We start from the raw sequence: 23,774 nt of genomic DNA, 5'->3' as shown, positions 1-23,774 counted from the left end.
AAAAGGGCGCCCCGAAGGCGCCCTTTTCTGTAACGGTCATGCTGCTCAGGCTCAGAAGCCGAGACCCGCATATTTGTTCTTGAACTTCGACACACGGCCACCGGTGTCCATCAGGCGCGACGAGCCGCCGGTCCAGGCCGGGTGCGAGGTCGGGTCGATGTCGAGCGTCATCGTGTCGCCTTCCTTGCCCCAGGTCGAACGGGTCTGGTACTCGGTGCCGTCGGTCATCTTGACGGTGATCATGTGGTAGTCGGGATGGATTTCCGCTTTCATAGTCCCGCTCCTTACGCGTCGGCTTTGGGTTTGTAGGTGGTGTCTTCGGCGATACGGGCCGATTTGCCGCGACGCGAACGCAGGTAGTACAGCTTCGCGCGACGCACGCGGCCACGGCGGACCACTTCGATCGAGTCGATGTTGGTCGAGTAGAGCGGGAACACACGCTCCACGCCTTCGCCGAAGGAGATCTTGCGCACGGTGAACGACGCCGCCAGCGTGTCGCCGCCCTTGCGGGCGATGCAGACGCCCTCATAGGCCTGCACGCGCGAACGGGTGCCTTCGGTGACTTTGTAGCCAACGCGGATGGTGTCGCCGGCTTTGAAATCCGGGATGGTCTTGCCGAGGCTGGCGATCTGCTCCGCCTCGATCTGTGCGATCAGGTTCATCGCTTTTCCTTTCGATGCTCACGGTTTTTTCCGTGAAGGTTTCGCCGCCTCAGAGCTCCGCGTCTTCGCCGGGTCCGGTCGCCTTTTCAGGGTCGCGCCCGCGGGAGGGTTCAGGTCGTCTTTCGCTTTTGCGCCCTTTGCCGGGCCTGATGGCGGGCCGAAGAAGGCATCGCCGGGCAACAGCAAAAGGGTCCGAGGGCCGATTCCGGTCCGGACCCGCGCGTATTAAGGGGAAATGGGGTGTGGATCAAGGGGGAAGTGGGGGAGGTCGCGGGTTTGCCTGTGGGGCGAGACGGGCGTCCCGACCTCATATATGGTCTCCGTATTTTCTAAACTCAGGAGTATCCATGGGTTCGCAGCAGCTGCCGAAACTGACACCAACGCTTCTGCGCCTTTACAGCGAAGGCGCTCTTCACAACGCAGATGAACTGCTCAATGAAGCCACGATCTTACGTGACCACGACCACATGGCGCGGGCATACTTCTTGGGTGTGGCCTGTGTTGAGGAGGTGGGCAAGGCTCTCCTCGCTTTCGATGCACAGAACCGGAACCTGACCGATCCTGCGGTCTGCGCGAGACTGAAGAAGTCGATGGAAAACCATGGGGCGAAGATAAACTACGCACTTAGTACATGGGCCCTGAGCAGCCCGGATACGCGTGGTGCGCTGCAAGTGGCGCTTGATCTAATCTTTCACGTTAAGCAAGGGCGCGAACCGTCGATGTACAGTGAGTTGCGTACCGACCCGGATCGTGTGCAGACGCCGCGCGAGGTTGTCCGCGATGGTGCCGCTCGGGACTGTGTCAGGCTCGCCGAGAACTGCCTCGCGTATGCACGCCGCCACATGATCGATAAAACACCAGCCAAGTTCACGACAGCTCAGGATCGCCTTTTCACAATGAAGTCCGCCAAGTTTCGAGAGATGCTGAAAAAGGAAGACTTTTGGTGGTATTACATCTCGCGATTAGAAGCAGGCCAGCAAGACATCGCGGAAGCGGTGCTCGGATATGAGCGGGATCACATCGAGACTGGTACGCTGTTCCGTACTGTGCCGTAAACGATTGTTGTAGTTCGTGCTGCAAGCTCTGAACCCGGCAAAGGGCTCTGAGCCGCCCTCACCCCCCACGCCTCTCCCACAGATCCGGCCGCCGCTCCTGCGTCAGCTTCTCGCTCATCTCGCGGCGCCAGTCTTCGATCTTCTTGTGGTTGCCTGAGGTCAGCACTTCGGGGATCAAACGGCCCTCCCATTCGGCGGGGCGGGTGTATTGGGGGTGCTCCAGAAGGCCGCTGGAATGGCTTTCCTCCACGGCGCTCTCGGCATTGCCCAACACGCCCGGGATCAGCCGCACGGTGGCGTCGATCAGCACCTGAGCGGCCACTTCGCCCCCCGTCAGGACGAAATCGCCGATCGAGACTTCCTCGACGCCGAAATGTTCCAGCACGCGCTCGTCCACGCCCTCGAACCGCCCGCAAAGAAGCGTCATGCCCTCGGCCTCGGCGAAGCGGCGCGCCATCGTCTGATCGAAGGGCTTGCCGCGCGGGGAGAGATAGATGACCGGCCAGCGAGCGCGGTCCTCGGGTGTGCCGATTGCGGCCTCGCTCAGTGCCGCGCCCACCACGTCGGCGCGCAGCACCATGCCCGCGCCGCCGCCTGCGGGGGTGTCGTCGACATTGCGGTGCTTGCCGATACCGAAGGGGCGCAGGTCGATGGTTTCCAGCGCCCAGAGCCCCAGATCGCGCGCGCGGCCCAGAAGGCTCAGCCCCAGCGTGCCGGGGAAGGCATCGGGAAAGAGGGTGACGATCTTCGCCGTCCACGCGCCCTTCACCCGCGCGGGTTCCTCCATCAGAGTGCGCGGCTTGCGCGAGGCGGAAATGCTCAGCCGACCGTGGGATTTCGTCGCGAGGGTGGGTTTGTCGTCACTCATCTTGAAACCTGCTCTTCCTCGTCATCGTCCAGCTCTTGAGCAGAGCCGAAATGCGCGCCGATCAGCGCGTCCTTCGCCGCATGCAGCGCATCGGGATCCAGATCGCTTCGGTTCAGCTCGATCAGCTGCTCGGCGAGCGCAAGCCCCGGTCCTTGATTGGCGCGGGGCGGCGGGGTGAATTCGGCCAGCTTCGCAGGCGGCAGACGCAGAAAATCGACAAACGGCTGGGCCACTCCGAAAGGGGCGCCCGCGAGCGCGTCGATATCTTCGCTTACGATATGCAGATCCGGAAGTGCGGCGCGGATCCGGGCGAGCTGATCGTGCAAGCTGACCTTCGAGAGCCGGGCGCGGAAGGTCTCCAGATCGTCGGTAATCCGCACGTTGCGCCGCTTGCGTGCCTGATGCCCCCAGACACTGCGTATCCAGTCATCGTGCGCGCGGGTCGAGAAATAGACAGTCAATTCGCAGGGCCAGGCGATCGCCTCGAAAGCGGAGGTCAATGCGCGCACAACCGGCACCGCGATCGGGTAGGGCTCGTCGAGCGTGCCCAGCGGCATCTGTCCCAACAGGTTCTCGCTGCTCAGGATGAGATTGCGGTTGGGCGTGAGGTTCAGATCTCTGATGAAGGCGCGCATGCTTGCGTGCAGATCGGCCAGCGCCGCCTCGTCGCGCTCGAAGCGATACCAGAACACCTTGTTGGCGATGGGGCGGAGCCGGTAGGGCAGGGCGAGGGCACAGGTCGGCCAGATCCGTTCGCGGTTCTCGTGCAGGAAAGCCTGCGCGCTGCTCGTGGCGCATTTGTGAAAGCCAAGATGCAGCAGGATCCGCGTCATTGCATCTCCTCGGGCGGGTCGGCGACGATGCGGCCTGCGGAGAGGTCGACAGTTGGCACGGCGGCCTTGGTGAAGGGAAGCAGCAGTGCCTGCTTGCGGCCCGGGGTGAAGATCTCGAGGATGTCACCCGCGCCGTGATTGTGCACCGCGCGCACCGTACCGAGCCTTGCGCCTCCGGTATCGACCACTTCGAGGCCGATCAGATCGGCGTGATAGAATTCGTCATCGGGCAGCGAGGGCAGGTTCTCCCGCGCGGTCCAGAGCGTCACGCCGCGCAGCGCATCGGCCTGTTCCTTGGTCGCGACGCCCGAAAGGCGCACGCCCAGCCCGTTCTTGAGCGGGCGGGTCAGCGTAACATCGAAACTGCGGCTGCCATCCTCGGTGTAAAGCGGCGCGTAATCCACGATATCCTCGGGCTCGGCGCAGAAGCTTTTCAGGCGCACCTCGCCCTGCACACCGAACGCTCCGGCGATGGCGCCGACACAGACACGGTCGGGAAGGGTCATGCGATACTCCTGATCCTGAGAAAGGCGGTCCTGAAAGGGGCAGGGGCCGGACGCAAAAAGCGCCCGGCCCGCCAGCCATCCACCGTACTGGCGGATTATTCTTCCGCGGCAGCCTCAGCCGGAGCGGCAGCCGCTTCGGCGGCCTCGGCAGCTTTCGCGGCCTTCTCTTCGGCGCGTTCCTGAGCTTTCTTGCCCGGGACGGCTTTCTTCATGTTGGCGCGTTCCTGCTTGTCCATCTCGCCAGCGGCTTCGAGGAAGCGGGCGATACGGTCGGTCGGCTGGGCGCCCTGGCTCAGCCAGTACTTCACGCGCTCCATGTTCATCTTCACGCGCTCTTCGCTGTCTTTCGGCAGCAGCGGGTTGTAGGTGCCCAGCTTCTCGATGAAGCGGCCGTCACGCGGCATGCGCGAGTCGGAGGCGACGATCGAGTAGAACGGACGCTTCTTGGAGCCCCCACGGGCGAGGCGGATCTTCATAGCCATGACAGTTATCTCCTTTGGATGGCTGGTGAGCGGGCCGTCTGGCCCGTCATTTCTGGAATTTCTCGTGGTGACGGATCACTTCCGAAATCACGAAGTTCAGGAATTTCTTGGCGAATTCCGGGTCGAGGCCGGAATCGAGCGCCAGTTTCTCGAGCCGCGCGATCTGTTGTTCTTCGCGCGCGGGATCGGAGGGCGGGAGCGCGTGCTCGGCCTTGAGCTTGCCCACGGCCTTGGTCTGGGCAAAGCGTTCGGCCAGCGTCCAGATCAGGACCGCATCGAGCCGGTCGATGCTGTCGCGATGTTCCTTCAGAAGCTCTGCGGCACGGATGGTTGCGTCGCTCATGCCATGGCCTCCTGCGGTTGGGGGTGGCGCCAGACCACGATCGGCGGCTCGCCCGGATGGGCGGCACCCGGGTCGGGGCGGGCGCCCAGACGCTCGGCCAATGCGGCCGAGCGGGTGTTGTTCGGGTCGATATAGCTGACGGCGGTGGACCAGTTCAGGTCCCGGAACGCATGGGCGATCACCGCGCGCGCGGCCTCGGCGACATAGCCTTTGCCCTCGGCGTCCTGCGACCAGACCGACCAGGCGATTTCCGCCTCGGGCCAGCTCTCGGGCATCCAGGGACCGAGCGCGCCGAAGCCCTGATCCGAGCCACGCTCGGTCATGATGAACATGCCCCAGCCGCGCAGAACCCAATGGCCGGTGATCGCGGCGAAGCTGCGCCACGCATCCTCGGGGGTGGGGTTCTTCACCGGACGGAACCAGTGGCCGCGTTCGGAGAGATAGAAGTCGCGCCATGCCTCCCAGTCCCGCGCCTGCGGGGCGCGGAGCACGAGACGCTCGGTCTCGAGGGTCGGGGTGGGGGAGAGCGCGACGGTCATCGGATCACTTCTTCTTGCCGAAGCCCGACAGGCCCGGCGGCAGCGCGCCGCCCAGACCGCCAAGGCCGCCGGGGGGCAGCTTGCCGCCCATCGCCTTCGCCGCGGCCTCGACCTCGGCAGGGTCCATATTGGCCAGATCCGGCATGCCGCCCTTGCCGCCCATCATCTTCATCGCCTGCTTGAGCATGCCGCCCTTGCCCATCTTGGCCATCTTCTTCATCGAGTCGGCCATCTGACGGTGCATCTTCAGCAGCTTGTTGAGCTCGGAAACCTCAAGGCCCGCACCCGCAGCGATACGCTTCTTGCGGCTCGCCTGCAGAAGCTGCGGGTTGGCGCGTTCCTGCTTGGTCATCGAGTTGATCAGCGCGATCTGGTGCTGGATCGTCTTGTCGTTGAGGCCCGCCTCTTCGGCCTGCTTGGCGTATTTCGCCATGCCCGGCATCATGCCCATGACGCCCTGCATCCCGCCCATCTTGAGCATCTGCTCGAGCTGGCCACGCATGTCGTTCATGTTGAACAGGCCCTTCTGGAAGCGCTTGGCCATGCGCTCCGCCTGTTCCTTCTCCAGCGTTTCCTGCGCGCGCTCCACCAGGGCGACGATATCGCCCATGCCGAGGATGCGGCCCGCGATACGCTCGGCCTCGAAGGTCTCGAGCGCATCCATCTTCTCGCCCAGACCGACGAAGCGGATCGGCTTGCCGGTGACCGCGCGCATCGAGAGCGCCGCACCGCCACGGCCGTCGCCATCCATCCGGGTCAGCACCACGCCCGAGACGCCGACCTTCTCGTCGAACTCGGTTGCGACGTTGACGGCGTCCTGACCGGTCAGGCCATCGACCACGAGCAGGGTTTCACGCGGCTGCGCCACGTCGCGCACCGCCTGCACCTCGTCCATCAGCACTTCGTCGATATGCAGACGGCCCGCGGTGTCGAGCATGTAGACGTCATAACCGCCGAAGGTTGCCTGTTGCTTGGCGCGCTTGGCGATCTGCACCGCGTTTTCGCCCTTCACGATCGGCAGCGTGTCGACGCCGATCTGCGTGCCGAGGATCGCGAGCTGCTCCATCGCCGCCGGGCGGTTGGTGTCGAGCGAGGCCATCAGCACCCGCTTGCCTTCGCGGTCCTTGAGGCGCTTGGCCAGTTTCGCAGTGGTGGTGGTCTTGCCCGAGCCCTGAAGGCCGACCATCAGGATCGGCGCGGGCGGGTTGTCGATCTTGAGCGCATCGGCCGGACCGTCGCCCGAGAGCATCGCGATCAGCTCGTCATGGACGATCTTCACGACCTGCTGGCCCGGCGTGACCGATTTGGTCACGGAAGCGCCTGTCGCCTTGCCTTCGACCGCCTTGATGAACTGGCGCGCCACGGGCAGCGAAACGTCGGCCTCGAGAAGCGCCACGCGCACTTCGCGCAATGCGGTTTTCACGTCCTCGGCAGAGAGCGCGCCTTGTTTGGTCAGCCGGTCGAACACGCCGCCAAGGCGTTCGGAAAGACTTTCGAACATGGGCCACCCTCCTAGGTTTGGGGCCGGGACAAACGACAAACGCACCAGTGGGCGCAACGCGCTGACTGGTGGCGATCCCGACCGCATGCCGGGACCGGAGGGATTCGTCCTCCGGGGAAATCTCGCGTGAATTAAGACAAAGGCCCCGCGGAGTCAACCACGGGGCCAGTCGGGAGGAAGAGGAAGGGGCGCGGATCAGGCTGCGAGATGAATGATCTGCTCTTCAGCCTTGGCGATCGCCGCCGCCTCGTCGATGTTCACACCCTCGGCCGCGACCACGGTCACGTCGGTGATGCCGATGAAACCGAGCACCTGCTTGATATAGGGGGTCGCGAAATCGAAGGCCGAGCCGACCGGGACGCCGCCCGACGAGTAGGCGATGATCACCCGCTTGGGGCCGGCGAGGCCTTCGGGGCCTGCTTCGGAGTAGCGGAAGGTTTCGCCGACGCGGCAGATCTGGTCGATCCATGCTTTCAGCGGGCCAGTGACGCCGAAGTTGTAGACGCCGCAACCGATCACGACGGTATCGGCCGCTTTCAGTTCCGCGATCAGCTCGTCGGAGAGCGTGAGCAGGGCTTTCTGCTCGTCGCTGCGCTGGTCGGCCGGGGTGTAGACCGCGCCGATCCACGCGCCGTCGATGGCGGGGATCTTGGTCGCGTCGCGGCTGGTGACATCGCCGCCGAGGGTGTCGACGATCTTGTCGGTGAGACGTTTGCTGATCGACGCATCGCCTTTGATCGAGCTGTCGATGCGGAGAATCTTGGTCATGGGGGAGGGCTCCGTTCACAATGTTGACGGCCTATAGGATGGCTATTGCATTTAGGAACTCAACGGGCATGATCGAGCATGTAATGTTCATGGGTGCACAAAATGAGTTTTGACAGTTGGGACGAAATTCGCACGGCCTTTCAGGTCGCTCGGATCGGGACCGTTTCGGGGGCTGCGGAGGTTCTGGGCGTTCACCATGCGACTGTGATCCGCCATGTCGACGCGCTGGAGGAGAAGCTTGGAACGAAGCTGTTCCAGCGTCATCCGCGCGGCTACACGCCGACCGAGGCGGGGCAGCAACTGCTCTCGGTGGGGCAGGCGACCGAAGACCAGTTCAGCCAGCTCGCCGCCCGGATTGCAGGCGCGGGCGAAGAGGTGACGGGGGAGCTGATCGTGACCTCGCTGACGGCTGTCTCGGTGCTGGTGCTGCCCGCAATGGAGAAACTGCTTGGCGAATATCCCGGGCTCCGGCTGCGCTACCTGACCGATCAGCGTGTGTTCCGGCTGGAATATGGTGAGGCCCATGTCGCGATCCGCGCCGGCAATCGTCCGACCGAACCCGATAACGTGGTGCAATCGCTGGGCCGGATGCAGAATGCACTTTATGCCAGTCACGCATATGTCGAGCGCTACGGCATCCCGCGCTCGAAGGAAGAGCTTGCGCAACATCGCTTCGTCTCGATCGACAACCGCGACAGTCGCGCGCCCTTCTATCGTTGGCTGCGCGAGAACGTCCCGGATGAGCAGGTGGTTTTCCGGGCCAACGAGCATGAAAGCCAGGTCGATGCGATCAAGGCGGGGCTTGGCCTGGGCTTCCTGACAGTGCCGATGGGGCGGGGGGATCCGACGCTTGAAGAGGTGATGAAACCTTATGAGAGCTGGGATACCGAGCTCTGGGTGGTGACCCATGTCGATCTGCACCGCACGCCGAAAGTGCAGGCCGCCGTGAAAGCGATCAAGGAACAGGCGCGGCTCTCCGAGGGGCTGGTCGCAGCCTGATCGGCTGGCGTCAGCGCGCCGCCGACCGGCTCGGGCGCGGAGGCACCGGCACGGGGCTGTTGCCTGCCGCAAGCACGACGGGCGGGCCGAAGGCCAGCTGTGGCCCCGATGTCTCGCGATGACGTTTGCGCTTTGCGATCGCTTTCGGCCCCAGCCGGTCGCGGGCGAAGGCAAAGCCCAATTGCAGCGCCAGCCCCGTCCCGATGATCAGCGTGTCCTGCCCAAGCCCGCCGGGGTGGATCTGCTTGATCGCCTGTGCGGCAATGGCGAGGATCGTCCCGAGCGCGAAGATCGGCAGCGAATGTCGGCCCAGCAACCGGATCGGCGCCACTGCCTGCGATGCGGCGATGCGCGGCACGATGCCCGGAAGCGACAGGATATAGGCGAGTGCCAGAAGGTGCGTCAGCCGGGGCAGCGAGACGAAGGTCTTGTCGAAACCCGCGATGAAGAAGGGCACACCCCATTGGCGCAATTGCCAGGTACCGTGACCAAAGGTTTCGAGCATCCACTCGGTATGGACCCAGGCGAAGGTCAGCACCAGCCAACCTGCCGCGAGCGCCACGATCCAGCCTTTCACCGGCACCAGCCGCTTGCCCTCGCGGATCGCGAGGCCGGTCAGGATGCCGAGACTGAACACCAGCTGCCAGGCGAGCGGGTTGAAGAACCATCCGCCTTGCATCGGGTAGTTCGGCAGATTCAGCCGGAACAGCCCCGTCAGCGCCCAAAGCCCGACCGAGGTCGCCAAGAGCGCCCATTTGCTGCGCTGCCCGATCCGGATCAGCGCGGGCGCCATCAGCAGCAGCGCCATATACATCGGCAGGATGTTCACATAGCCGAGCTGGTGCCCGAGGGTCGCGATCCCGATAAGGAAGCCGAACGGATCGGTGCCATAGGTCTTGAAGGCGTTCTTCGCGAGCATCGCCTCGTTGCCCCAGAACTGCACGGCTGCCGAGACGATGGCGATCGCCCAGACCGCCGTGAGGATATGAACGAGGTAGAGAAGCCATGCGCGGCCCCAGAGCCGTGAGGTGCCCTCCCAGCTCAACCCCTTCGCCAGCGCGGGGCCGTAAGCCAGCGCCGCCGCAAGGCCCGACATGAAGACGAAGCCTTCCGCCGCATCCGAGAAACCGAGGTTTCGCGAGGTGAAGTTCTCATAGAGATTGCCGGGGATATGATCGATGAAGATCATGATCAGCGCGAGGCCGCGGAACAGGTCGATCCGCAGGTCGCGCCCGGCCTTTACCGGCAAGGGGGAGGAACGCTCATGCATGGGCGGGGCTCCGAGGGGCCGCGCTCACCGGAGCGGGCTGTGCGGGATCGGGGGCCGGGAAAGCATTTTCCCAGCGGGTGAAAATCGCATCGTGCAGGCGAACGACGCGCGGGGTCGACACCTCGCTCGGCACCAGCATCAACCGCGAGCGCGAGGGCTGCGAAGACCAGGAAATCAACCAGGGAGCCGCGATCATCGGCAGCCCGACCGGCAGCAGCCACAGCAGCAGCCCCGGCGCGAGCAGATCGGTCAGGACCAGCCCGCCAAGGCCGATTGCGACGATCCACCACGAGGCGGCGAACCCCTCGGAAAGGCTCATCCGACCGTCGCCGCGATTGTTCGTCGGCCACCCGCCGTCACGCCCCATAAGCACCTGAAACACAGAGCGCGTCGCGAAGGCCAGCAGCACCGGCGCGGTGAGCGAGGAAAACAGAAGCTCGGCCAGAGTCGAGGCAAATCCCATCGCGGCGCCTCCGAAACCGCTTGCAGTCCCCACAAGCGCCGCGCGCGCCGCGATCAGGAGCTTCGGCACCAGCAGAAGCCCGAAGATGCCGATGGCGAGGCCGATTGCCTTGGAGGCCTCGGAGGGCGGGAAATAGGGGAAAGGCCAGTAAGGTTCGGGGAAGTAATCCGGCGGCGGAACGAACAGGGGCGCCGCAATCGAGGCCACGAGAAACCCGAGCCAGAATAGCGGCGCGATATAGGCCATGATCCCTTGCGCAAAGACAAAGCGAGACCAGCCGCGCAGGCCCGGTGCGCCGATGATGCGCGAATGTTGCAGGTTGCCCTGACACCAGCGGCGGTCACGCTTGGCATGATCGACGATATTCTCGGGGCCTTCCTCGTAGGAGCCTTCCAGATCGTCATCGAGCCGTACCAGCCAGCCGCTGCGCGCCAGAAGGGCCGCCTCGACATAATCGTGGCTCATCACATGGCCGCCGAAGGGCGGTTTGCCCTTCAGTGCGGGCAGGCCGCAGCTTTCGGCGAAGGCACGGGTGCGCACGATGGCGTTATGACCCCAGAAGGGACCGGTCTTGCCTTGCAGCATCGCGAGACCACGCGCGAAGACAGGGGAGAAGAAACTGGCCGAAAACTGCATCGCGCGGGCGAAGCGCGAGCGGCCCCGGATCACCTTGGGCAGCGTCTGGAGAAGGCCCAGACGCGGCTCAGCCTCGATCCGGCGGATCATCTGCAGGATCGTCTCGCCTTCCATCAGGCTGTCGGCGTCGAGGATCAGCGCGTAGTCATACGCCGCGCCCGAACGGGTGATGAAATCCTCGATATTGCCCGCCTTCTTGCCGATATTGTTGATCCGGCGGCGGTAGAAGAACCGTCCGAGCCCGTCGCGCTCGTCAACGAGATGGGCGAAGACGCGCGCTTCACGGGCGGCGATCTCTTCCTTGCGGGTGTCCGACAGGATCGCGAAGTGGACCTCGGCAGGGTCCTGGGCCGTGGCCAGCGAGGCATCCATCGCGGCCACACGCGAAAAGGTCGCAACCGGGTCTTCGTTATAGACGGGGACCAGAACGACGGTGCGTCCGCGGATCGGGGCCGCCGGATCATAGGCGGGCGCCTCGGCGCGCGAGCTCAAACCGATCAGCGCCTGCACCGCGCCCCATGCAAGCCAGAGCGTCGAAATCAGGATCAGCACCGCGCGCACGATATCGAGCGTCTGCAACCCGTCGGCCTGACCGAATTGCAAGAACAGCACGAAGGCCCCGATACCGGCCAGCGCCGAAAGCCCCAGCGCGATACTGCGCAGGGCGATCAAGGTGGCGCCGCGAGGACGCGACAGCGCGGTCATGTCAGGTGCCTTCCCCAACAGGGCGGCGCGTGAACAGCCGCGCGAGGCGGGTGCTCAGGCTCAAATCAGGCTCGATCTGTTGCGGCGGCATCGCCATCGGGGCGGCGGGCAGCGCGCAAGGGCCCGCGATCAGCGCCTCGGGGGAGACGACGCGCACGGGACGGGCTTGCTCGGTCATCGCGGGGACGGCGGGCAGGTCGAGATGGGACATCATGATTTATTCCACTGGTATAGCCAGGTTTCGGACAGGTTCCGTCCAAAACCCGAAAGGTGCGCGGAAAGTTCCACCGGAGCATCGCTATCGGCAGAAACATCCAGCACAAGCCGCCACACGCCGTCCTGCTCGACCTTCGACAGCGTCTCGGTAACGATCTTTCCCTTGTTCGCATGGGTGACCGCTTTGATCTTGTCCGCCGCCGATCCCGGCAGGCGCGAAATCTCTCCACCCTTGAAATCAATGACGAATTTCCGGGTGCCCTTGGTGTTCTCGACGCCCGAGACGCCGCCTTCTCCCGCCCGCGTCTCTTCGACATGGGCGCGGGTGTCGGCCGGATCGGGGGGCAGATCGCCCCATTCGAGACGATAGGCGAATTCCAGCGCATCGCCTGCTTTCGCGGGCGCTTCGGGCACCCAGAAGGCAACGATATTGTCGTTCACTTCGAGTTTCGACGGGATCTCGACGAGGCGGACCATCCCCTTGCCCCAGTCGCCCAGAGGCGTGACGCGCACCGAGGGGCGGCGTTCGTAATGGGCCGAGGCATCCTGATAATGGTCGAAGTCGCGATCGCGCTGATAGAGCCCGAAGCTTTTCGGAGCGGTCTCGGAGAAATAGGACGAGGCAAGCGCACCGGGGTTCTGAAGCGGGCGCCAGATCCTGTCGCCGTCGGCCTGCTCGATCGCCAACCCGTCGCTGTCATGTACCTTCGGGCGGTAATCGTCGAAATCCGAGCGGTTGCGCGGCCCGTAAAGGAACATCGAGGTCAGCGGCGCGACGCCGAGTTGCTGAATATCGGCGCGAATGAAGAGGCGCGCGGTCACATCCATCACCGTGGCCTCGCCGGGGGTGATGACGAAGCGATAGGCGCCGGTCAGCGATTGCGAGTTCATCGCGGCAAAGACGGTGATCGTGTCCGAGCCCGGTTGCGGGGTCTCGATCCAGAACCGCGTGAAGCGCGGGAACTCTTCGGCGACCGACAGGCCGGTATTCACCGCCAGCCCGCGTGCGGAAAGCCCATAGGCCGAGCGACGCCCGAGCGCACGGAAATAGGAAGCGCCCTGGAAGGCGATCAGCTCGTCCATGATGTCGGGACGGTTGATCGGGCTGTGCAGGCGGAAGCCCGCGACACCCGGAAGGGCCACGTGTTCGGGAACGATCTCGCGCGCCTCGCGCTCGTAGATGAAATCGTCGGTGTTGAATTCCATCGGGCGCGACTGGTCGGCCTCGACGGTGAAGAGCTGCACCGGCTGCTTGAAAAGCCAGCCCAGATGGAAGGCCTGAAGCTCGAACCGCGTATCCTCGATATCGGCGAAACGCGATTTCGCGGGGTCGAAACGGATCAGGCGGTAGCTGTCATAGTTCAGCTTGCTCAGGAACTCCGCCGAGCTGGTCGCAGGCGCAACCGGGTCGCTTTTCGCGGCCTGCTGCATCTCGGCGGCAAGCGCGTCGAAGGAGAAGGGCGTTTGCTGCGGTGCGGCAGAAGGTGCCGGGGCGGGGGTGGCATCGCCCGCAGGTTGAGCATCCTGCGCCATAAGCGGGCTCGGTACGAGACCGGCCGCGGCAAGGCAGCCCATTGCGGAGCCAACGCGCAGAAGCTGTCGGCGAGAAAGACGGGACACTGGCAAGGTGCGGGAATGAGGCATTGGTTTCCCTGCGATAACAGTCGCTTCGTGCCCATAGATAGGCACGGATCGGGATTTGCATAGCCACAGGGTTGCGAAACTTGCAAGAGCTCTTGCGGTCTCGGGCCTGCCGGACGGGCCAAGCTATGCGAAATTTGCATAACCCTGCCCATCCATGCGTCGAAAAGCGCGGTTTCCCGCCGATGGTGCGCTTTTCCGATCACAGCTCGCTGCAACTGCGAAAAGCCGTCGGGGGGCGGGTGACCGGGTATTATGGGCGCTAACGGTCGAAACCGGCTCGATTCTGGCCCTGATTCCGCCCGGCGGCGCTTGACAGGCGAGACCCTCATGCGCAGGTAGAGGGTAGCTTGCGCGGGGGGGAGCAATGCGCGCGCATCTTTCGCCCCAAGGCCCGCCAAAGAACGGACCGGAGAGAAAATGTCGCCTGCCCTGATCGCCGCCTTGCCCTTCCTTGGCGCTGCCCTGCCGTCGATCCTGATCCGCACCGGACGCAATAATGCCGCCGCGGTCGCCGCGCTCTTTACCGGGCTCGCGCTGCTGGGGCTCTTGCTGAACCTGCCGACGGTGCTGGCCGGTGGCGTGGTCGAGACGAAGATCGACTGGCTGCCCTGGCTGGGCCTGAACGTGAATTTCTGGATCGACGGTCTGGGGATGCTGTTCGCGACGCTGATCCTCGGGATCGGCCTGCTGATCATCCTTTATGCGCGCTACTACCTGTCGAACCGCGACCCGGTGGGGCAGTTCTACACCTATCTGCTGCTGTTCCAGGGCGCGATGGTGGGCATTGTTCTGTCCGACAACATCCTGCTTTTGCTGATCTTCTGGGAGCTGACTTCGCTCTCGTCCTTCCTGCTCATCGGCTATTGGAAACACCTGCCCGAGGGCCGCCAGGGCGCGCGTATGGCGCTGACCGTGACCGGCATGGGAGGGCTGTCGATGATCGCGGGGATGCTGATACTCGGCCATATCGCGGGCAGCTACGATATCTCGGAGATCCTCAAGCACAAGGACGCGATCCAGGCGAGCCCCTACTACATCCCGGCGCTGCTGCTGATCCTCGGGGGCGCATTCACGAAATCCGCGCAATTCCCGTTCCATTTCTGGCTGCCGCACGCGATGGCGGCACCCACGCCCGTCTCGGCTTACCTGCACTCGGCGACGATGGTGAAGGCGGGGCTCTTCCTGATGGCGCGGATGTGGCCAGTGCTCTCGGGCACGCCGGAATGGTTCTATATCGTGGCTTCGGTCGGGCTGTTCACGATGTTCATCGCGGCGCTGATCGCGATCTTCAAGCATGACATGAAGGCGTTGCTCGCGTTTTCGACCGTCTCGCATCTGGGGCTGATCACCTTCATGCTGGGCCTCGGCACCGAGGCGGGCGCGCTGGCCGCGGTGTTCCACATCATCAACCACGCGACCTTCAAGGCGGCGCTGTTCATGAGCGCGGGCATCGTCGATCACGAGGCGGGCACGCGCGATCTCACCCGGATTTCGGGGCTGCGCAAGCTGATGCCGATCACCTTCACCATTGCGACGATTGCGGCGCTGTCGATGGCGGGGATCCCGCTCTTCAACGGGTTCCTCTCGAAAGAAATGATGCTGGAGGCGGGTGCCCATACGAGCTGGCTCAAGAACGACTGGCTGATCCCGGCGATGGCGACGGTCGCGGCGCTGTTCTCGGCCACCTACGCCTTCCGCTTCATCACCCACGCTTTCTTCGGCCCGGTCTCGGAGGATCTGCCGAAGAAACCGCATGACCCGAATTTCGGCATGTGGTTGAGCCCCGGTTTCCTTGTGGTCCTCGTGGTCGCGATCGGTCTGTTCCCGATGGCGGTTGCCGGGCCCTACGTCCAGATGGCGACCAATGCGGTCGTGGGCGGCGGCTATCACATGCACACGCTCAAGATCTGGCACGGCGTGACCCCGGCGCTGATCATGTCGGCCATTGCGGTGATCGGCGGTATCATCTTCCTCGGCGCCCATGCTCCGCTGCAAAAGATCTGGGACAGGACCCCGCGCCCTGAGGCGAAGGCGATCTTCGACTGGATCATCGACAAGGCGCACGCTCTGGCGGTCTTCATCACGCAGGGTCTGCATACCGGCTCGATGGCGCGCTACCTGATGCTGTTCACCGTGGCCTCGGTCGCGGCGGGGCTTTACGCCTTCTCGACCGGCACGATCGGGGCGCCGACGCGCGACCTCACCCCGGTCAATGGCGCAGCGATCGCGGCCTGGATCCTGCTGCTGACGGCGACCCTGTCGATCGTGGCCTTCCATCACAACCGCATCCTCGCATTGGTGATGATCGGGATCGTCGGGCTCATCGTCTCGATCTCTTTCATCTTCCTTTCGGCGCCGGACCTCGCGCTGACGCAGATCTCGGTCGAGGTGGTCACGGCTGTCCTGATGCTCTTGGCGCTCAACTTCCTGCCCAAGGTCACGAAGACGGAATCGAGCCGGATGAAGCTCGGCTTCGACGCGGGGCTCGCCATTGTCGCGGGCGTGGCGGTGACCGGGCTGATCTATGCGCTGATGACGCGCGATTTCGCCTTCCCGACGATGTCGGGCTACATGCTCGACAACAGCTATAACCTCGCGGGCGGCGACAACGTGGTGAACGTGATCCTCGTCGACTTCCGTGGCTACGATACTTACGGCGAGGTCACGGTGCTTGGCATCGCGGCCCTCGTGATCTTCGCGCTGACCGAGGCGCTGCTGCAAGGCGCGTCCTCGCGCAAGCTAATCGCCTGGCGGCCCGATGTGGCGCGCGGTGGCGACAAGCACCCGCTGATGCTGCTGATCGTGACCCGCGTGATGATGCCGATCGCACTGGTGGTCGGGCTCTATATCTTCCTGCGCGGGCATAACCAGCCGGGCGGCGGTTTCATCGCCGGTCTGGTCGTGGCGATCGCACTGGTGACGCAATACATGGCCTCGGGCTTCGCCTGGACCCAGGCGCGCCAGAAGGTCTATTACCACGTGCTGATCGCGGCGGGCGTGCTGGTTGCAGGCGTGACCGGGGCGGGGGCGTTCTTCAACGACATGCCCTTCCTCACCTCCGATTTCGGCTATGTGAAACTGCCGGGCCTCGAGAAGTTCGAACTGGCAACCGCCGCGGGCTTCGACCTCGGCGTGTTCCTTGGCGTCGTCGGCTCGGTCATGCTGGCGCTGGGCGGTCTGAGCCGCCTCGCGCGGCGCGCGGCTATGGGCGAGCAGGGGGGCGAGGACGGCGCGCATATCGTGGCCGAGAAACCCGAGGCACGGGTGCTTGCGCCACTCGCGGCCGGGCCATACCCGCCCGAGGCCAAGGTGCCCCGCCGCTGGTGGAAGACCGCCCGCGCCGCACAAGAGGCGACCCAGGCCGAACGTGACACCATCCACGAGAACAAGAAAGACCACGGAGGCGATCACTGATGGAACTGCTTGTCGCTTCCGCCATCGGCGTGCTGACCGCCGCCGGTATCTACATGATCCTGCGTTTGCGCAGCTTCCCCGTGGTCGTGGGCATGTCGCTCTTGTCCTACGCGGTCAACGTCTTCCTGTTCGCCACGGGCCGTCTGGTGATCAACCAGCCGCCGATCCTGCGCGACGGCGTGACTTCCTATACCGACCCGATCCCGCAGGCGCTGGTGCTGACCGCGATCGTGATCTCCTTCGGGATGACCGCCGTGGTGGTGATGCTCGCGCTGGGCGCCTTCATTGAGGCGGGCAATGACCGGATCGACCTCGAGACCGAGGAGGACGGCCAATGATGGACCACTGGATCATCGCGCCGGTCGTCATCCCGGCAATGCTCGCGCCGCTGATCGTGCTGTGGATGCGCTACGATCTGGTCACGCAGCGCGTGGCCTCGATCCTTGGCATGTCGGCGCTCCTGGTGCTGGCGATCGTGCTGATGGTGTCGGCCTCGACCCATCCGCCCGAAGTCTACCGCCTCGGCGATTGGGAGCCGCCCTACGGGATTGTTCTCGTTCTCGACCGGCTCTCGGCGCTGATGCTGCTGCTGACCTCGATCCTCGGCCTCGTGATCGTGCTCTATGCGATCGGCTCTGGCTGGGACAAGCGCGGCTGGCACTTCCACTCGCTGATGCAGTTCCAGATGATGGGGATCAACGGCGCCTTCCTCACCGGCGACGCCTTCAACCTCTTCGTCTTCTTCGAAGTGCTGCTGATCGCCTCCTATGGTCTGATGATCCACGGAGGCGGGCGCGCGCGGCTGAAGTCCGGCGTGCAATATGTGGTCTACAACCTCGCGGGCTCGACGCTGTTCCTGTTCGCGCTCGGCACGATCTACTCGGTGGCGGGCACGCTCAACATGGCCGATCTGGCGGTGAAAGTGGCGCAGATGCCGGCCGATGAGACTGCGCTGATCAAGGTGGGCGCGGCGCTCCTGATGCTGGTCTTCGCGGTGAAAGCCGCACTGGTGCCGTTCCAGTTCTGGCTGCCCGCGACCTATACCAACGCGCCCGGTCCGGTGGCGGCGCTGTTCGCGATCATGACCAAGGTCGGCGTCTATGCGATCGTCCGGGTCTACACGCTGATCTTCCCGATCTCCGGCACGACCGGGACGCTCGCCCATGACATCCTGCTGCCCGCCGCGATGGTGACGCTGGTGATCGGTATGGTCGGTATTCTCGGCGCGCGGTCGCTGGGGCGGGTGGTCGCCTATTCGGTGATCGGCTCGGTCGGCACGATGATGCTGGCCTTCTCGCAATTCACCCAAGGCGCGACCTCGGCGGGGCTCTACTACATGGTCCATTCCACGCTGGTCGCCGCCGCGCTGTTCCTGATCGCCGATCTGGTGCGCGAGCGCCGGGGCCGCTGGGGGCTGTCGCTGAGCGATGCGCCGAAGATCGCCCAGCACGGGCTGATCGCGGCGCTGTTCTTCGCGGGCGCGATCGCGATGGCGGGGATGCCGCCGCTGTCGGGCTTCCTCGGCAAGTTGATGATCCTCGACGCCACGCGCGGACAATGGGGGCTTTGGGCGGCTGTGCTGATCACCTCGCTCATCGCCATCGTCGGCTTCGGGCGCGCGGGCAGCCAGGTGTTCTGGCGCTCCTATGCGGTCGAGGCCGAAGAGGACGAACGCCCGCAACCCTCGAAAGATGCAAGCTCTCCGGCGCTGGCCTTCACCGCCACCGGCATCCTGCTGGCGGGTTCGGTCGCGCTGACGGTTCTGGCCGGCCCTGCAAGCAACTGGCTGCAAGGTACCGCCGCCCAGCTCTTCACGCCCGCGCAATATACCGATGCGGTTCTGGCAGGCGCCGAGGCGCGCGCGCAGGAGGCCGCCCGGATCGGCGCCCAGGATCACGGCCATATGGAGGTGATCGAGGAAATGCGCTCCGAAGACGGTCACGCAACCGACACCCAGACCGAGACCGGGCATGACGCCCCGGCCGCGGCGCATTGAGGGGAGGGACCAAGATGATCCGCAAGATCCTGCCGCACCCCTATCTGACGCTGACGCTGACGATCGTCTGGCTGCTCCTGGCGAATGCCTACACGATCAACTCGCTGGTCTTCGCGATCCTCGTGGGGCTCGCGATCCCGTGGCTGACCGCGCCTTACTGGCCCGCGCGGCCGCGCATCGGCAATCCGGTGAAGATCCTCGAATATATCCTCGTGGTGTTCTGGGACATCATCGTCGCCAATATCACCGTGGCGAAGATCGTGCTCTTCATGCCCAATTCCAAGCTGCACCCGGCCTGGGTCTCGGTGCCGCTCGACATCGTCGAACCCGAGGCGATCACGGTGCTCGCCGGTACGATCACCATGACGCCCGGCACGCTCACGGCGGAGCTGGCCGCCGACGGCCATTCGCTGCTGGTCCACTGCCTGCACGCGCCGGACGCCGATGCTGTGCGCGATGAGATCAAGACCCGCTACGAGGCCCGCCTGAAGGAGATTTTCGAATGATCACCTATGCCCTGATCTTCGCCATCGCCTGCTATTCGCTGGCGCTTCTGTTCAATCTCTACCGGGTCGTGAAAGCGCCCGGGGTGACTGATCGGGTTCTGGCGCTCGACACGATGGCGGTGAACGCGATCGCGATGATCGTGCTCTTCGGGATCTGGGAGGGCACCGCGCTCTTCTTCGAGGCCTCGATCCTCTACGCGATGACCGGTTTCGTGGCGACGGTGGCCTTCGCGAAATTCATCCTGCGCGGCGACATTATCGAGTGAGGGTGTGATGGAGATGTTCTGGGATATCGTGATTTCCGCGCTGCTCGTGATCGGCGGCGTCTTCGGTCTCGTCGGCAGCTTCGGCCTGGTGAAACTGCCCGACCCGATGACGCGCCTGCACGCGCCCACCAAGGCCGCGACGCTGGGCGTGGGCTCGATCCTGATCGCCTCGATGGTCTGGTTCGCGGTCAAGCAGGGCCACCTGACGCTGCACGAGCTGATGGTGACGGTGTTCATCTTCCTCACCGCGCCGATCACCGCGCATTTCATCTCGAAGGCGAATATCTTCCGCGACTGGCCAGCCGAGAAACTGCCCAAACCCGCGGGCGAGGGCGACTGGGCGGTGCACACCGCCGATGCCGACACCTCGGAGGGCGAACTGGCGGTCGAGCGCGAGACCGAGGCCGCGGACAAGGCCGACTGACGTCGCGAAACGCTTTGAGCATGGCCCGCGCCGTGTCACGCTGACCCCGGAGGAGATTTCGGGGAGGTTTCGTGATGCGGCTGCGGCTGATGCTGTCCCATCTGTCGATCTGGGTGATGATCGTGGTCGTCGCGGCGGCGGCGTGGTGGATCGCGCAAGGGCCCGCCTGGCTCTGGGCCGTGGCGCTCCTGGGCATCCCGGCGCAGATGCTCAATGAATACGGGCTGCACCGCTACATCTTCCACATGGCGCCCCCGAAACGGCAATGGGCCTTCAACTGGCTCTACCGGGTGCATTACGGCCATCATGAATTCCCGACCTGCTGGCCGCTTCTCTTCGCGCCGCTCTCGGTGATCGTGCCGGTGCTGGTCGGCAATACCGCGCTTCTCTGGGGGATCCTGTCGCTGCTCGAGATGCCTCACGCGTTCGACATCGCCGTCGCAATCGTCCCGCTTGGCGGCGCAGCGACCTTCCTCGCCTATGAGTGGTTCCACACCACCGCCCATGTCACGGTGAAGAAAACCGCGATCGAGCGCCATGTCTCGACCTTGCACAACCAGCACCATTTCCGCGACTTCTCGAAATGGTTCCACGTCACCGCAGGCGGCGAGGTGATCGACCGTCTCATGGGCACCGCGATCTCGCGCGATGAGCTGAAAACCCAAAGCCGAGTCGAGTTCATCCGCACCCTCGGCCTGCGCCCCGACGATCCACGACTGATTGCCGCACGCGAGAAATTCGCGCCGCGCTTCGGGATCACGGATCGGGAGGTCGCGCGGGCAGGCCTCGTCGGAGGGGGCGCTGCCCCCGCACGCTGACGCGCGCCCCCCGGGATATTTCGACCAAGAGGAAGAAAAAACGCCCGGCTCGAACCGTCTTCGGGTGGCTGGCCGGGCGCTTCCCCTTGGGCGGCCATCGGCGTCCCCGCCTGTTCCGCGACTCCAGATTCACGCGATTCTGGTTAAAGAGCGTTTAACTTCCTCTTGGTCGAAATATCCCGGGGGTGAATGGCCGCAGGCCAGAGGGGGCAGCGCCCCCCTTTCACAGGTTATCCGTCACGCGAAACCCCTCGGGGATCGCGTCATGCTCGTCGAGCACCAAATCCGTCATCACCTGCGCCGCTTTCGGCGCCATCCCGAAGCCGATCTTGAACCCGCCATTGGCGATGAAATGGCCGGGACGATCCGGCCAGCCGCCCAGCATCGGCGCGCGGGATTTGGCGCGCGGGCGCACGCCGGCCCAGCGGTCGATCACCGGGGCCTCGGCGAGCGGCGGGCACAACGCGCGGGCTTTCTCGATCAGCGTGTCGAGTTGGGCGTCGGTCGTGTCGGGGGCGTCGAAGTCCCGCTCCGAGGTTGAGCCGATCGCGACGGTGCCGTCGGCATGGGGGATGATGTGCAGGCTCTCGGCATAGAGTTGAGGGGCCGCGCCCGCGGCATATTGGAAAAGGGCCGATTGCCCTTTCACGCCGGTGCCGACGGTCTTGCCGAAAGCGACGTTCAGTTCTGCCAAACCCGGCGCGCCGGTCGCGTGGATCACGGCGCCGATCTCCTCGGCCTCACCGATGATGATCTCGGCGCCCATCGTCTCTAGGGCCGCGACGAGTGCCGCCCCGGCCGCGCGGGGATTGGCGCGGGCCGAGAGTGTGTCGTGGATCACGAGGCCGGTGGGGGAGGGCGGCACGAAGGGGGCGAATTCGGCGGCCTCGGTGAGGCGCCAGGTGGCGAAGCCTTTCCAGAGTTCGGCGGCGCCTGCGGCACGTTCATTCGCCCGCGCGACCTGAACGTCATCGGCCAGCGGCTGGATCCGACCGAGTCGCGCATAGCCCGGATCTTTTCCGCCGATGCGCTGCACCTCGGCCCAGAACGCTTCCGCCATCATCAGGCTTTCGAGCTGGAACTGTTTCTTCGGGTTCCAGTTCTCGGGGACATGCGGGGCGAGCGCGCCGACATGGCCGCCCGAACTGCCAGCGCCGATGCGGGTCCGCTCGATCAGCCGGACCTTTGCGCCGCGCTTCGAGGCTTCAAACGCGATGGCGAGGCCGAAGATGCCGCCGCCGCGCACCGTTAAGTCGGGTCTGCCGCTTGTCATTTCGCGCTTCCTGCTTCAAGGCTGGGTCGGTGAGCTTGGACTATCCCCGATGAACGCCCCTGACCAGAGCAAAGCCGATCTCGATTGGCGCGACGGCCTCGTGCCGGTCTCGCGCCGTTTCGACGATCTCTATTTCAGCCTCGCCGGAGGCTTGGCCGAGACGCGCCACGTCTTTCTCGCGGGCAATGATCTGCCCGCGCGGCTGCGTCCGGGATTTCGGGTGGCCGAACTGGGATTTGGCACGGGGCTGAACCTGCTGGCTTTGCGGCTGGCTTGTCCGGAGGAGTGCCCGATCCGCTTCACCTCCTTCGAGGCCTATCCGATGGAGGCCGAGGAAATCGCCCGCGCGCTGGAGGCCTTTCCCGAGGTTGCTCCGGTGGCGGGGCCTTATCTCGACGCTTGGGCCGCCGGGCAGCGCCGGTTTCAACTTGGTCCCGTCGCCGTCGAAATCCTCGAAGGCGACGCGCGCGAGCAGCTGCCCGCATGGGAGGCGAAGGTCGATGCGTGGTTCCTCGACGGGTTTTCCCCCGCTAAGAACCCCGAGCTTTGGGGTGAGGAGCTGATGGCTCAGGTCGGTGCCCATACCGCGCCGGATGGCACATTCGCGACCTATACGGCGGCGGGCTTCGTGCGCCGGGCGCTGGAAGAGGCCGGGTTCGAGGTCAGCCGTTCGCCCGGTTTCGGGCGCAAGAGGCACATGTCGCGCGGGGTGAAACATGGTTGAGCAGTCGAACCGCAAGGGCATCCTTCTGATGGTAGCGGTGACCTTCATCTTCGCAATGCAGGACGGGATCTCGCGCCATCTGGCAGAGACTTACAACGTCTACATGGCGCTGATGGTGCGGTTCTGGTTCTTCGCGGGCTTCGTGCTGTTAATCGCCGCGCGCAGCCCCGGCGGGATCAAACGGGCGACGCGCTCGGGCCTGCCTTGGGTTCAGCTGATCCGGTCCATCGTCCTGATCACCGAGGTGATCGTGATGGTGCAGGCCTTCGTTTATCTGGGCCTCGTGCATTCCCACGCGGTCTTTGCCTGCTATCCTCTGCTGGTCGCGGCGCTGTCGGGGCCCGTTCTGGGTGAGAAGGTGGGCTGGCGGCGGGTGGTCGCGATCGCGGTCGGCTTCATCGGCGTGCTGATCATCCTTCAACCGGGTTTTGGAGTGTTCTCTCCCTACGCGCTGATCCCGCTGGCGGCGGCGCTCCTGTTTGCGCTCTATTCGCTGATGACGCGCTATGTCGGGCGGGTCGATCCGGCTTCGGTCTCGTTCTTCTATACGGGCGTCGTGGGGGCGGTCGTGGTGACTGCGGTCGGCATCTGGCACTGGGAGAACATGATCCTCTCCGACTGGGGCTGGATGGGGATCTTGTGCTTTACAGCCGCGACCGGGCATTTCCTGCTGATCAAGGCCTATGAGGTGGCCGAGGCCTCGGCGATCCAGCCTTTCGCCTATCTGCAACTGGTCTTCGCCTCGGCGCTGGGGGTGCTCGTTTTTCACGAGGCGCTCGAGATGAATGTGGTGATCGGTGCGGCGGTGGTGGTAAGCGCGGGCCTCTTCACGCTCTGGCGCGCGCGGGTGGCGGCGAACTGAA

26 protein-coding genes are annotated in these 23,774 nt (G+C 64.7%); 11 read left to right on the top strand and 15 right to left on the bottom strand.

Annotated features, from left to right (window positions below; translation table 11 throughout):
* Positions 1-51: 51 nt before the first annotated feature.
* Entirely contained in the window at positions 52-273 is a 222-nt protein-coding gene (rpmE, locus tag BMG00_RS13860; RefSeq protein ID WP_038074857.1) for a 50S ribosomal protein L31, read from the bottom strand.
* An 11-nt stretch (positions 274-284) separates the two neighbouring features.
* Positions 285-662 (bottom strand): 50S ribosomal protein L19, encoded by a 378-nt coding sequence (rplS, locus tag BMG00_RS13855; protein ID WP_038074852.1) that lies wholly within the window; start codon positions 660-662, stop codon positions 285-287.
* 347 nt (positions 663-1,009) lie between these two features.
* On the opposite strand from rplS, the gene BMG00_RS13850 reads away from it, so the two are divergent.
* Positions 1,010-1,717, top strand: coding sequence for an AbiV family abortive infection protein (locus BMG00_RS13850; RefSeq protein ID WP_158521739.1), 708 nt, complete (start codon positions 1,010-1,012; stop codon positions 1,715-1,717).
* A gap of 58 nt (positions 1,718-1,775) precedes the next feature.
* On the opposite strand, the gene trmD is transcribed toward BMG00_RS13850, so the two are convergent.
* From trmD to BMG00_RS13810, 8 genes are all read right to left on the bottom strand, one after another.
* Entirely contained in the window at positions 1,776-2,585 is an 810-nt protein-coding gene (gene trmD, locus BMG00_RS13845) for a tRNA (guanosine(37)-N1)-methyltransferase TrmD (protein WP_078574740.1), read from the bottom strand.
* The gene (locus BMG00_RS13840; protein ID WP_078574739.1) at positions 2,582-3,418 is read right to left on the bottom strand and encodes a hypothetical protein; all 837 of its coding nucleotides are present in this window, start codon (positions 3,416-3,418) and stop codon (positions 2,582-2,584) included. Before BMG00_RS13840 ends, trmD begins: the two co-directional genes overlap by 4 nt.
* The gene (gene rimM / locus BMG00_RS13835; RefSeq protein ID WP_078574738.1) at positions 3,415-3,924 is read right to left on the bottom strand and encodes a ribosome maturation factor RimM; all 510 of its coding nucleotides are present in this window, start codon (positions 3,922-3,924) and stop codon (positions 3,415-3,417) included. The genes BMG00_RS13840 and rimM overlap by 4 nt, the downstream gene beginning before the upstream one ends.
* Before the next feature lie 95 nt (positions 3,925-4,019).
* Positions 4,020-4,406: a 30S ribosomal protein S16 gene (gene rpsP, locus BMG00_RS13830; RefSeq protein ID WP_078529214.1), complete on the bottom strand. Its 387-nt coding sequence runs from the start codon at positions 4,404-4,406 to the stop codon at positions 4,020-4,022.
* A gap of 46 nt (positions 4,407-4,452) precedes the next feature.
* Positions 4,453-4,749, bottom strand: coding sequence for a chorismate mutase (locus BMG00_RS13825; protein ID WP_078529215.1), 297 nt, complete (start codon positions 4,747-4,749; stop codon positions 4,453-4,455).
* The gene (locus tag BMG00_RS13820) at positions 4,746-5,288 is read right to left on the bottom strand and encodes a GNAT family N-acetyltransferase (protein ID WP_078574737.1); all 543 of its coding nucleotides are present in this window, start codon (positions 5,286-5,288) and stop codon (positions 4,746-4,748) included. The genes BMG00_RS13825 and BMG00_RS13820 overlap by 4 nt, the downstream gene beginning before the upstream one ends.
* Before the next feature lie 4 nt (positions 5,289-5,292).
* The gene (gene ffh / locus BMG00_RS13815; RefSeq protein ID WP_078529219.1) at positions 5,293-6,789 is read right to left on the bottom strand and encodes a signal recognition particle protein; all 1,497 of its coding nucleotides are present in this window, start codon (positions 6,787-6,789) and stop codon (positions 5,293-5,295) included.
* 195 nt (positions 6,790-6,984) lie between these two features.
* Positions 6,985-7,557 carry an FMN-dependent NADH-azoreductase gene (locus tag BMG00_RS13810; protein ID WP_078529221.1) on the bottom strand — a complete coding sequence of 191 codons (573 nt, stop codon included), beginning with the start codon at positions 7,555-7,557 and terminating at the stop codon, positions 6,985-6,987.
* Positions 7,558-7,659: 102 nt separating this feature from the next.
* Here BMG00_RS13810 and BMG00_RS13805 point away from each other — a divergent pair, with 102 nt between their 5' ends.
* The gene (locus tag BMG00_RS13805; RefSeq protein ID WP_078529223.1) at positions 7,660-8,556 is read left to right on the top strand and encodes a LysR family transcriptional regulator; all 897 of its coding nucleotides are present in this window, start codon (positions 7,660-7,662) and stop codon (positions 8,554-8,556) included.
* A 10-nt stretch (positions 8,557-8,566) separates the two neighbouring features.
* On the opposite strand, the gene BMG00_RS13800 is transcribed toward BMG00_RS13805, so the two are convergent.
* The 4 genes from BMG00_RS13800 to BMG00_RS13785 are packed head-to-tail and all read right to left on the bottom strand — an operon-like array spanning position 8,567 to position 13,490.
* Positions 8,567-9,826 carry an OpgC family protein gene (locus BMG00_RS13800; protein ID WP_078574736.1) on the bottom strand — a complete coding sequence of 420 codons (1,260 nt, stop codon included), beginning with the start codon at positions 9,824-9,826 and terminating at the stop codon, positions 8,567-8,569.
* Positions 9,819-11,630, bottom strand: a complete 1,812-nt coding sequence (mdoH, locus tag BMG00_RS13795; protein ID WP_078574735.1) for a glucans biosynthesis glucosyltransferase MdoH — start codon at positions 11,628-11,630, stop codon at positions 9,819-9,821. Before mdoH ends, BMG00_RS13800 begins: the two co-directional genes overlap by 8 nt.
* A 1-nt stretch (position 11,631) precedes the next feature.
* Positions 11,632-11,844, bottom strand: coding sequence for a hypothetical protein (locus BMG00_RS13790; protein WP_078529229.1), 213 nt, complete (start codon positions 11,842-11,844; stop codon positions 11,632-11,634).
* Complete coding sequence (locus tag BMG00_RS13785) at positions 11,841-13,490, bottom strand: OpgD/OpgG family glucan biosynthesis protein (RefSeq protein ID WP_078574733.1); 1,650 nt, start codon at positions 13,488-13,490, stop codon at positions 11,841-11,843. The genes BMG00_RS13790 and BMG00_RS13785 overlap by 4 nt, the downstream gene beginning before the upstream one ends.
* A 417-nt stretch (positions 13,491-13,907) precedes the next feature.
* Here BMG00_RS13785 and BMG00_RS13780 point away from each other — a divergent pair, with 417 nt between their 5' ends.
* From BMG00_RS13780 to BMG00_RS13750, 7 genes are all read left to right on the top strand, one after another.
* Positions 13,908-16,904 (top strand): monovalent cation/H+ antiporter subunit A, encoded by a 2,997-nt coding sequence (locus tag BMG00_RS13780; protein WP_078574732.1) that lies wholly within the window; start codon positions 13,908-13,910, stop codon positions 16,902-16,904.
* The gene (locus BMG00_RS13775; protein WP_078529235.1) at positions 16,904-17,242 is read left to right on the top strand and encodes a Na+/H+ antiporter subunit C; all 339 of its coding nucleotides are present in this window, start codon (positions 16,904-16,906) and stop codon (positions 17,240-17,242) included. Before BMG00_RS13780 ends, BMG00_RS13775 begins: the two co-directional genes overlap by 1 nt.
* Complete coding sequence (locus tag BMG00_RS13770; RefSeq protein ID WP_078574731.1) at positions 17,242-18,900, top strand: monovalent cation/H+ antiporter subunit D; 1,659 nt, start codon at positions 17,242-17,244, stop codon at positions 18,898-18,900. The genes BMG00_RS13775 and BMG00_RS13770 overlap by 1 nt, the downstream gene beginning before the upstream one ends.
* Before the next feature lie 14 nt (positions 18,901-18,914).
* Entirely contained in the window at positions 18,915-19,406 is a 492-nt protein-coding gene (locus BMG00_RS13765) for a Na+/H+ antiporter subunit E (RefSeq protein ID WP_078529237.1), read from the top strand.
* Complete coding sequence (locus BMG00_RS13760; RefSeq protein ID WP_038074819.1) at positions 19,403-19,672, top strand: K+/H+ antiporter subunit F; 270 nt, start codon at positions 19,403-19,405, stop codon at positions 19,670-19,672. The genes BMG00_RS13765 and BMG00_RS13760 overlap by 4 nt, the downstream gene beginning before the upstream one ends.
* A gap of 7 nt (positions 19,673-19,679) precedes the next feature.
* Entirely contained in the window at positions 19,680-20,096 is a 417-nt protein-coding gene (locus BMG00_RS13755; RefSeq protein WP_078529239.1) for a Na+/H+ antiporter subunit G, read from the top strand.
* A 74-nt stretch (positions 20,097-20,170) separates the two neighbouring features.
* On the top strand, positions 20,171-20,914 hold the full coding sequence (locus tag BMG00_RS13750) for a sterol desaturase family protein (RefSeq protein ID WP_078574730.1): 744 nt from the start codon (positions 20,171-20,173) through the stop codon (positions 20,912-20,914).
* 223 nt (positions 20,915-21,137) lie between these two features.
* Here the strand turns inward: BMG00_RS13750 and BMG00_RS13745 are convergent, their stop codons facing one another.
* The gene (locus tag BMG00_RS13745; RefSeq protein WP_078574729.1) at positions 21,138-22,187 is read right to left on the bottom strand and encodes an NAD(P)/FAD-dependent oxidoreductase; all 1,050 of its coding nucleotides are present in this window, start codon (positions 22,185-22,187) and stop codon (positions 21,138-21,140) included.
* A 49-nt stretch (positions 22,188-22,236) separates the two neighbouring features.
* On the opposite strand from BMG00_RS13745, the gene mnmC2 reads away from it, so the two are divergent.
* A complete protein-coding gene (mnmC2, locus tag BMG00_RS13740; RefSeq protein ID WP_078574728.1) occupies positions 22,237-22,911 on the top strand; it encodes a tRNA (5-methylaminomethyl-2-thiouridine)(34)-methyltransferase MnmC2 in 675 nt (224 codons plus the stop codon).
* A complete protein-coding gene (locus BMG00_RS13735; RefSeq protein ID WP_078574727.1) occupies positions 22,904-23,773 on the top strand; it encodes a DMT family transporter in 870 nt (289 codons plus the stop codon). Before mnmC2 ends, BMG00_RS13735 begins: the two co-directional genes overlap by 8 nt.
* The last annotated feature ends 1 nt before the right edge of the window (position 23,774 follow it).

The organism is Thioclava marina, from assembly GCF_002020135.1.
In the GTDB taxonomy this organism is placed as follows: Bacteria; Pseudomonadota; Alphaproteobacteria; order Rhodobacterales; family Rhodobacteraceae; genus Thioclava; species Thioclava marina.
This window is presented reverse-complemented; position numbering and strand designations above follow the sequence as displayed.

What these genes read in the sequence shown, in the direction of transcription:
- rpmE (WP_038074857.1), bottom strand. Translation starts at nt 273, where the DNA reads ATGAAAGCGGAAATCCATCCCGACTACCACATGATCACCGTCAAGATG.
- rplS (WP_038074852.1), bottom strand. Translation starts at nt 662, where the DNA reads ATGAACCTGATCGCACAGATCGAGGCGGAGCAGATCGCCAGCCTCGGC.
- BMG00_RS13850 (WP_158521739.1), top strand. Translation starts at nt 1,010, where the DNA reads ATGGGTTCGCAGCAGCTGCCGAAACTGACACCAACGCTTCTGCGCCTT.
- trmD (WP_078574740.1), bottom strand. Translation starts at nt 2,585, where the DNA reads ATGAGTGACGACAAACCCACCCTCGCGACGAAATCCCACGGTCGGCTG.
- BMG00_RS13840 (WP_078574739.1), bottom strand. Translation starts at nt 3,418, where the DNA reads ATGACGCGGATCCTGCTGCATCTTGGCTTTCACAAATGCGCCACGAGC.
- rimM (WP_078574738.1), bottom strand. Translation starts at nt 3,924, where the DNA reads ATGACCCTTCCCGACCGTGTCTGTGTCGGCGCCATCGCCGGAGCGTTC.
- rpsP (WP_078529214.1), bottom strand. Translation starts at nt 4,406, where the DNA reads ATGGCTATGAAGATCCGCCTCGCCCGTGGGGGCTCCAAGAAGCGTCCG.
- BMG00_RS13825 (WP_078529215.1), bottom strand. Translation starts at nt 4,749, where the DNA reads ATGAGCGACGCAACCATCCGTGCCGCAGAGCTTCTGAAGGAACATCGC.
- BMG00_RS13820 (WP_078574737.1), bottom strand. Translation starts at nt 5,288, where the DNA reads ATGACCGTCGCGCTCTCCCCCACCCCGACCCTCGAGACCGAGCGTCTC.
- ffh (WP_078529219.1), bottom strand. Translation starts at nt 6,789, where the DNA reads ATGTTCGAAAGTCTTTCCGAACGCCTTGGCGGCGTGTTCGACCGGCTG.
- BMG00_RS13810 (WP_078529221.1), bottom strand. Translation starts at nt 7,557, where the DNA reads ATGACCAAGATTCTCCGCATCGACAGCTCGATCAAAGGCGATGCGTCG.
- BMG00_RS13805 (WP_078529223.1), top strand. Translation starts at nt 7,660, where the DNA reads ATGAGTTTTGACAGTTGGGACGAAATTCGCACGGCCTTTCAGGTCGCT.
- BMG00_RS13800 (WP_078574736.1), bottom strand. Translation starts at nt 9,826, where the DNA reads ATGCATGAGCGTTCCTCCCCCTTGCCGGTAAAGGCCGGGCGCGACCTG.
- mdoH (WP_078574735.1), bottom strand. Translation starts at nt 11,630, where the DNA reads ATGACCGCGCTGTCGCGTCCTCGCGGCGCCACCTTGATCGCCCTGCGC.
- BMG00_RS13790 (WP_078529229.1), bottom strand. Translation starts at nt 11,844, where the DNA reads ATGATGTCCCATCTCGACCTGCCCGCCGTCCCCGCGATGACCGAGCAA.
- BMG00_RS13785 (WP_078574733.1), bottom strand. Translation starts at nt 13,490, where the DNA reads ATGCCTCATTCCCGCACCTTGCCAGTGTCCCGTCTTTCTCGCCGACAG.
- BMG00_RS13780 (WP_078574732.1), top strand. Translation starts at nt 13,908, where the DNA reads ATGTCGCCTGCCCTGATCGCCGCCTTGCCCTTCCTTGGCGCTGCCCTG.
- BMG00_RS13775 (WP_078529235.1), top strand. Translation starts at nt 16,904, where the DNA reads ATGGAACTGCTTGTCGCTTCCGCCATCGGCGTGCTGACCGCCGCCGGT.
- BMG00_RS13770 (WP_078574731.1), top strand. Translation starts at nt 17,242, where the DNA reads ATGGACCACTGGATCATCGCGCCGGTCGTCATCCCGGCAATGCTCGCG.
- BMG00_RS13765 (WP_078529237.1), top strand. Translation starts at nt 18,915, where the DNA reads ATGATCCGCAAGATCCTGCCGCACCCCTATCTGACGCTGACGCTGACG.
- BMG00_RS13760 (WP_038074819.1), top strand. Translation starts at nt 19,403, where the DNA reads ATGATCACCTATGCCCTGATCTTCGCCATCGCCTGCTATTCGCTGGCG.
- BMG00_RS13755 (WP_078529239.1), top strand. Translation starts at nt 19,680, where the DNA reads ATGGAGATGTTCTGGGATATCGTGATTTCCGCGCTGCTCGTGATCGGC.
- BMG00_RS13750 (WP_078574730.1), top strand. Translation starts at nt 20,171, where the DNA reads ATGCGGCTGCGGCTGATGCTGTCCCATCTGTCGATCTGGGTGATGATC.
- BMG00_RS13745 (WP_078574729.1), bottom strand. Translation starts at nt 22,187, where the DNA reads ATGACAAGCGGCAGACCCGACTTAACGGTGCGCGGCGGCGGCATCTTC.
- mnmC2 (WP_078574728.1), top strand. Translation starts at nt 22,237, where the DNA reads ATGAACGCCCCTGACCAGAGCAAAGCCGATCTCGATTGGCGCGACGGC.
- BMG00_RS13735 (WP_078574727.1), top strand. Translation starts at nt 22,904, where the DNA reads ATGGTTGAGCAGTCGAACCGCAAGGGCATCCTTCTGATGGTAGCGGTG.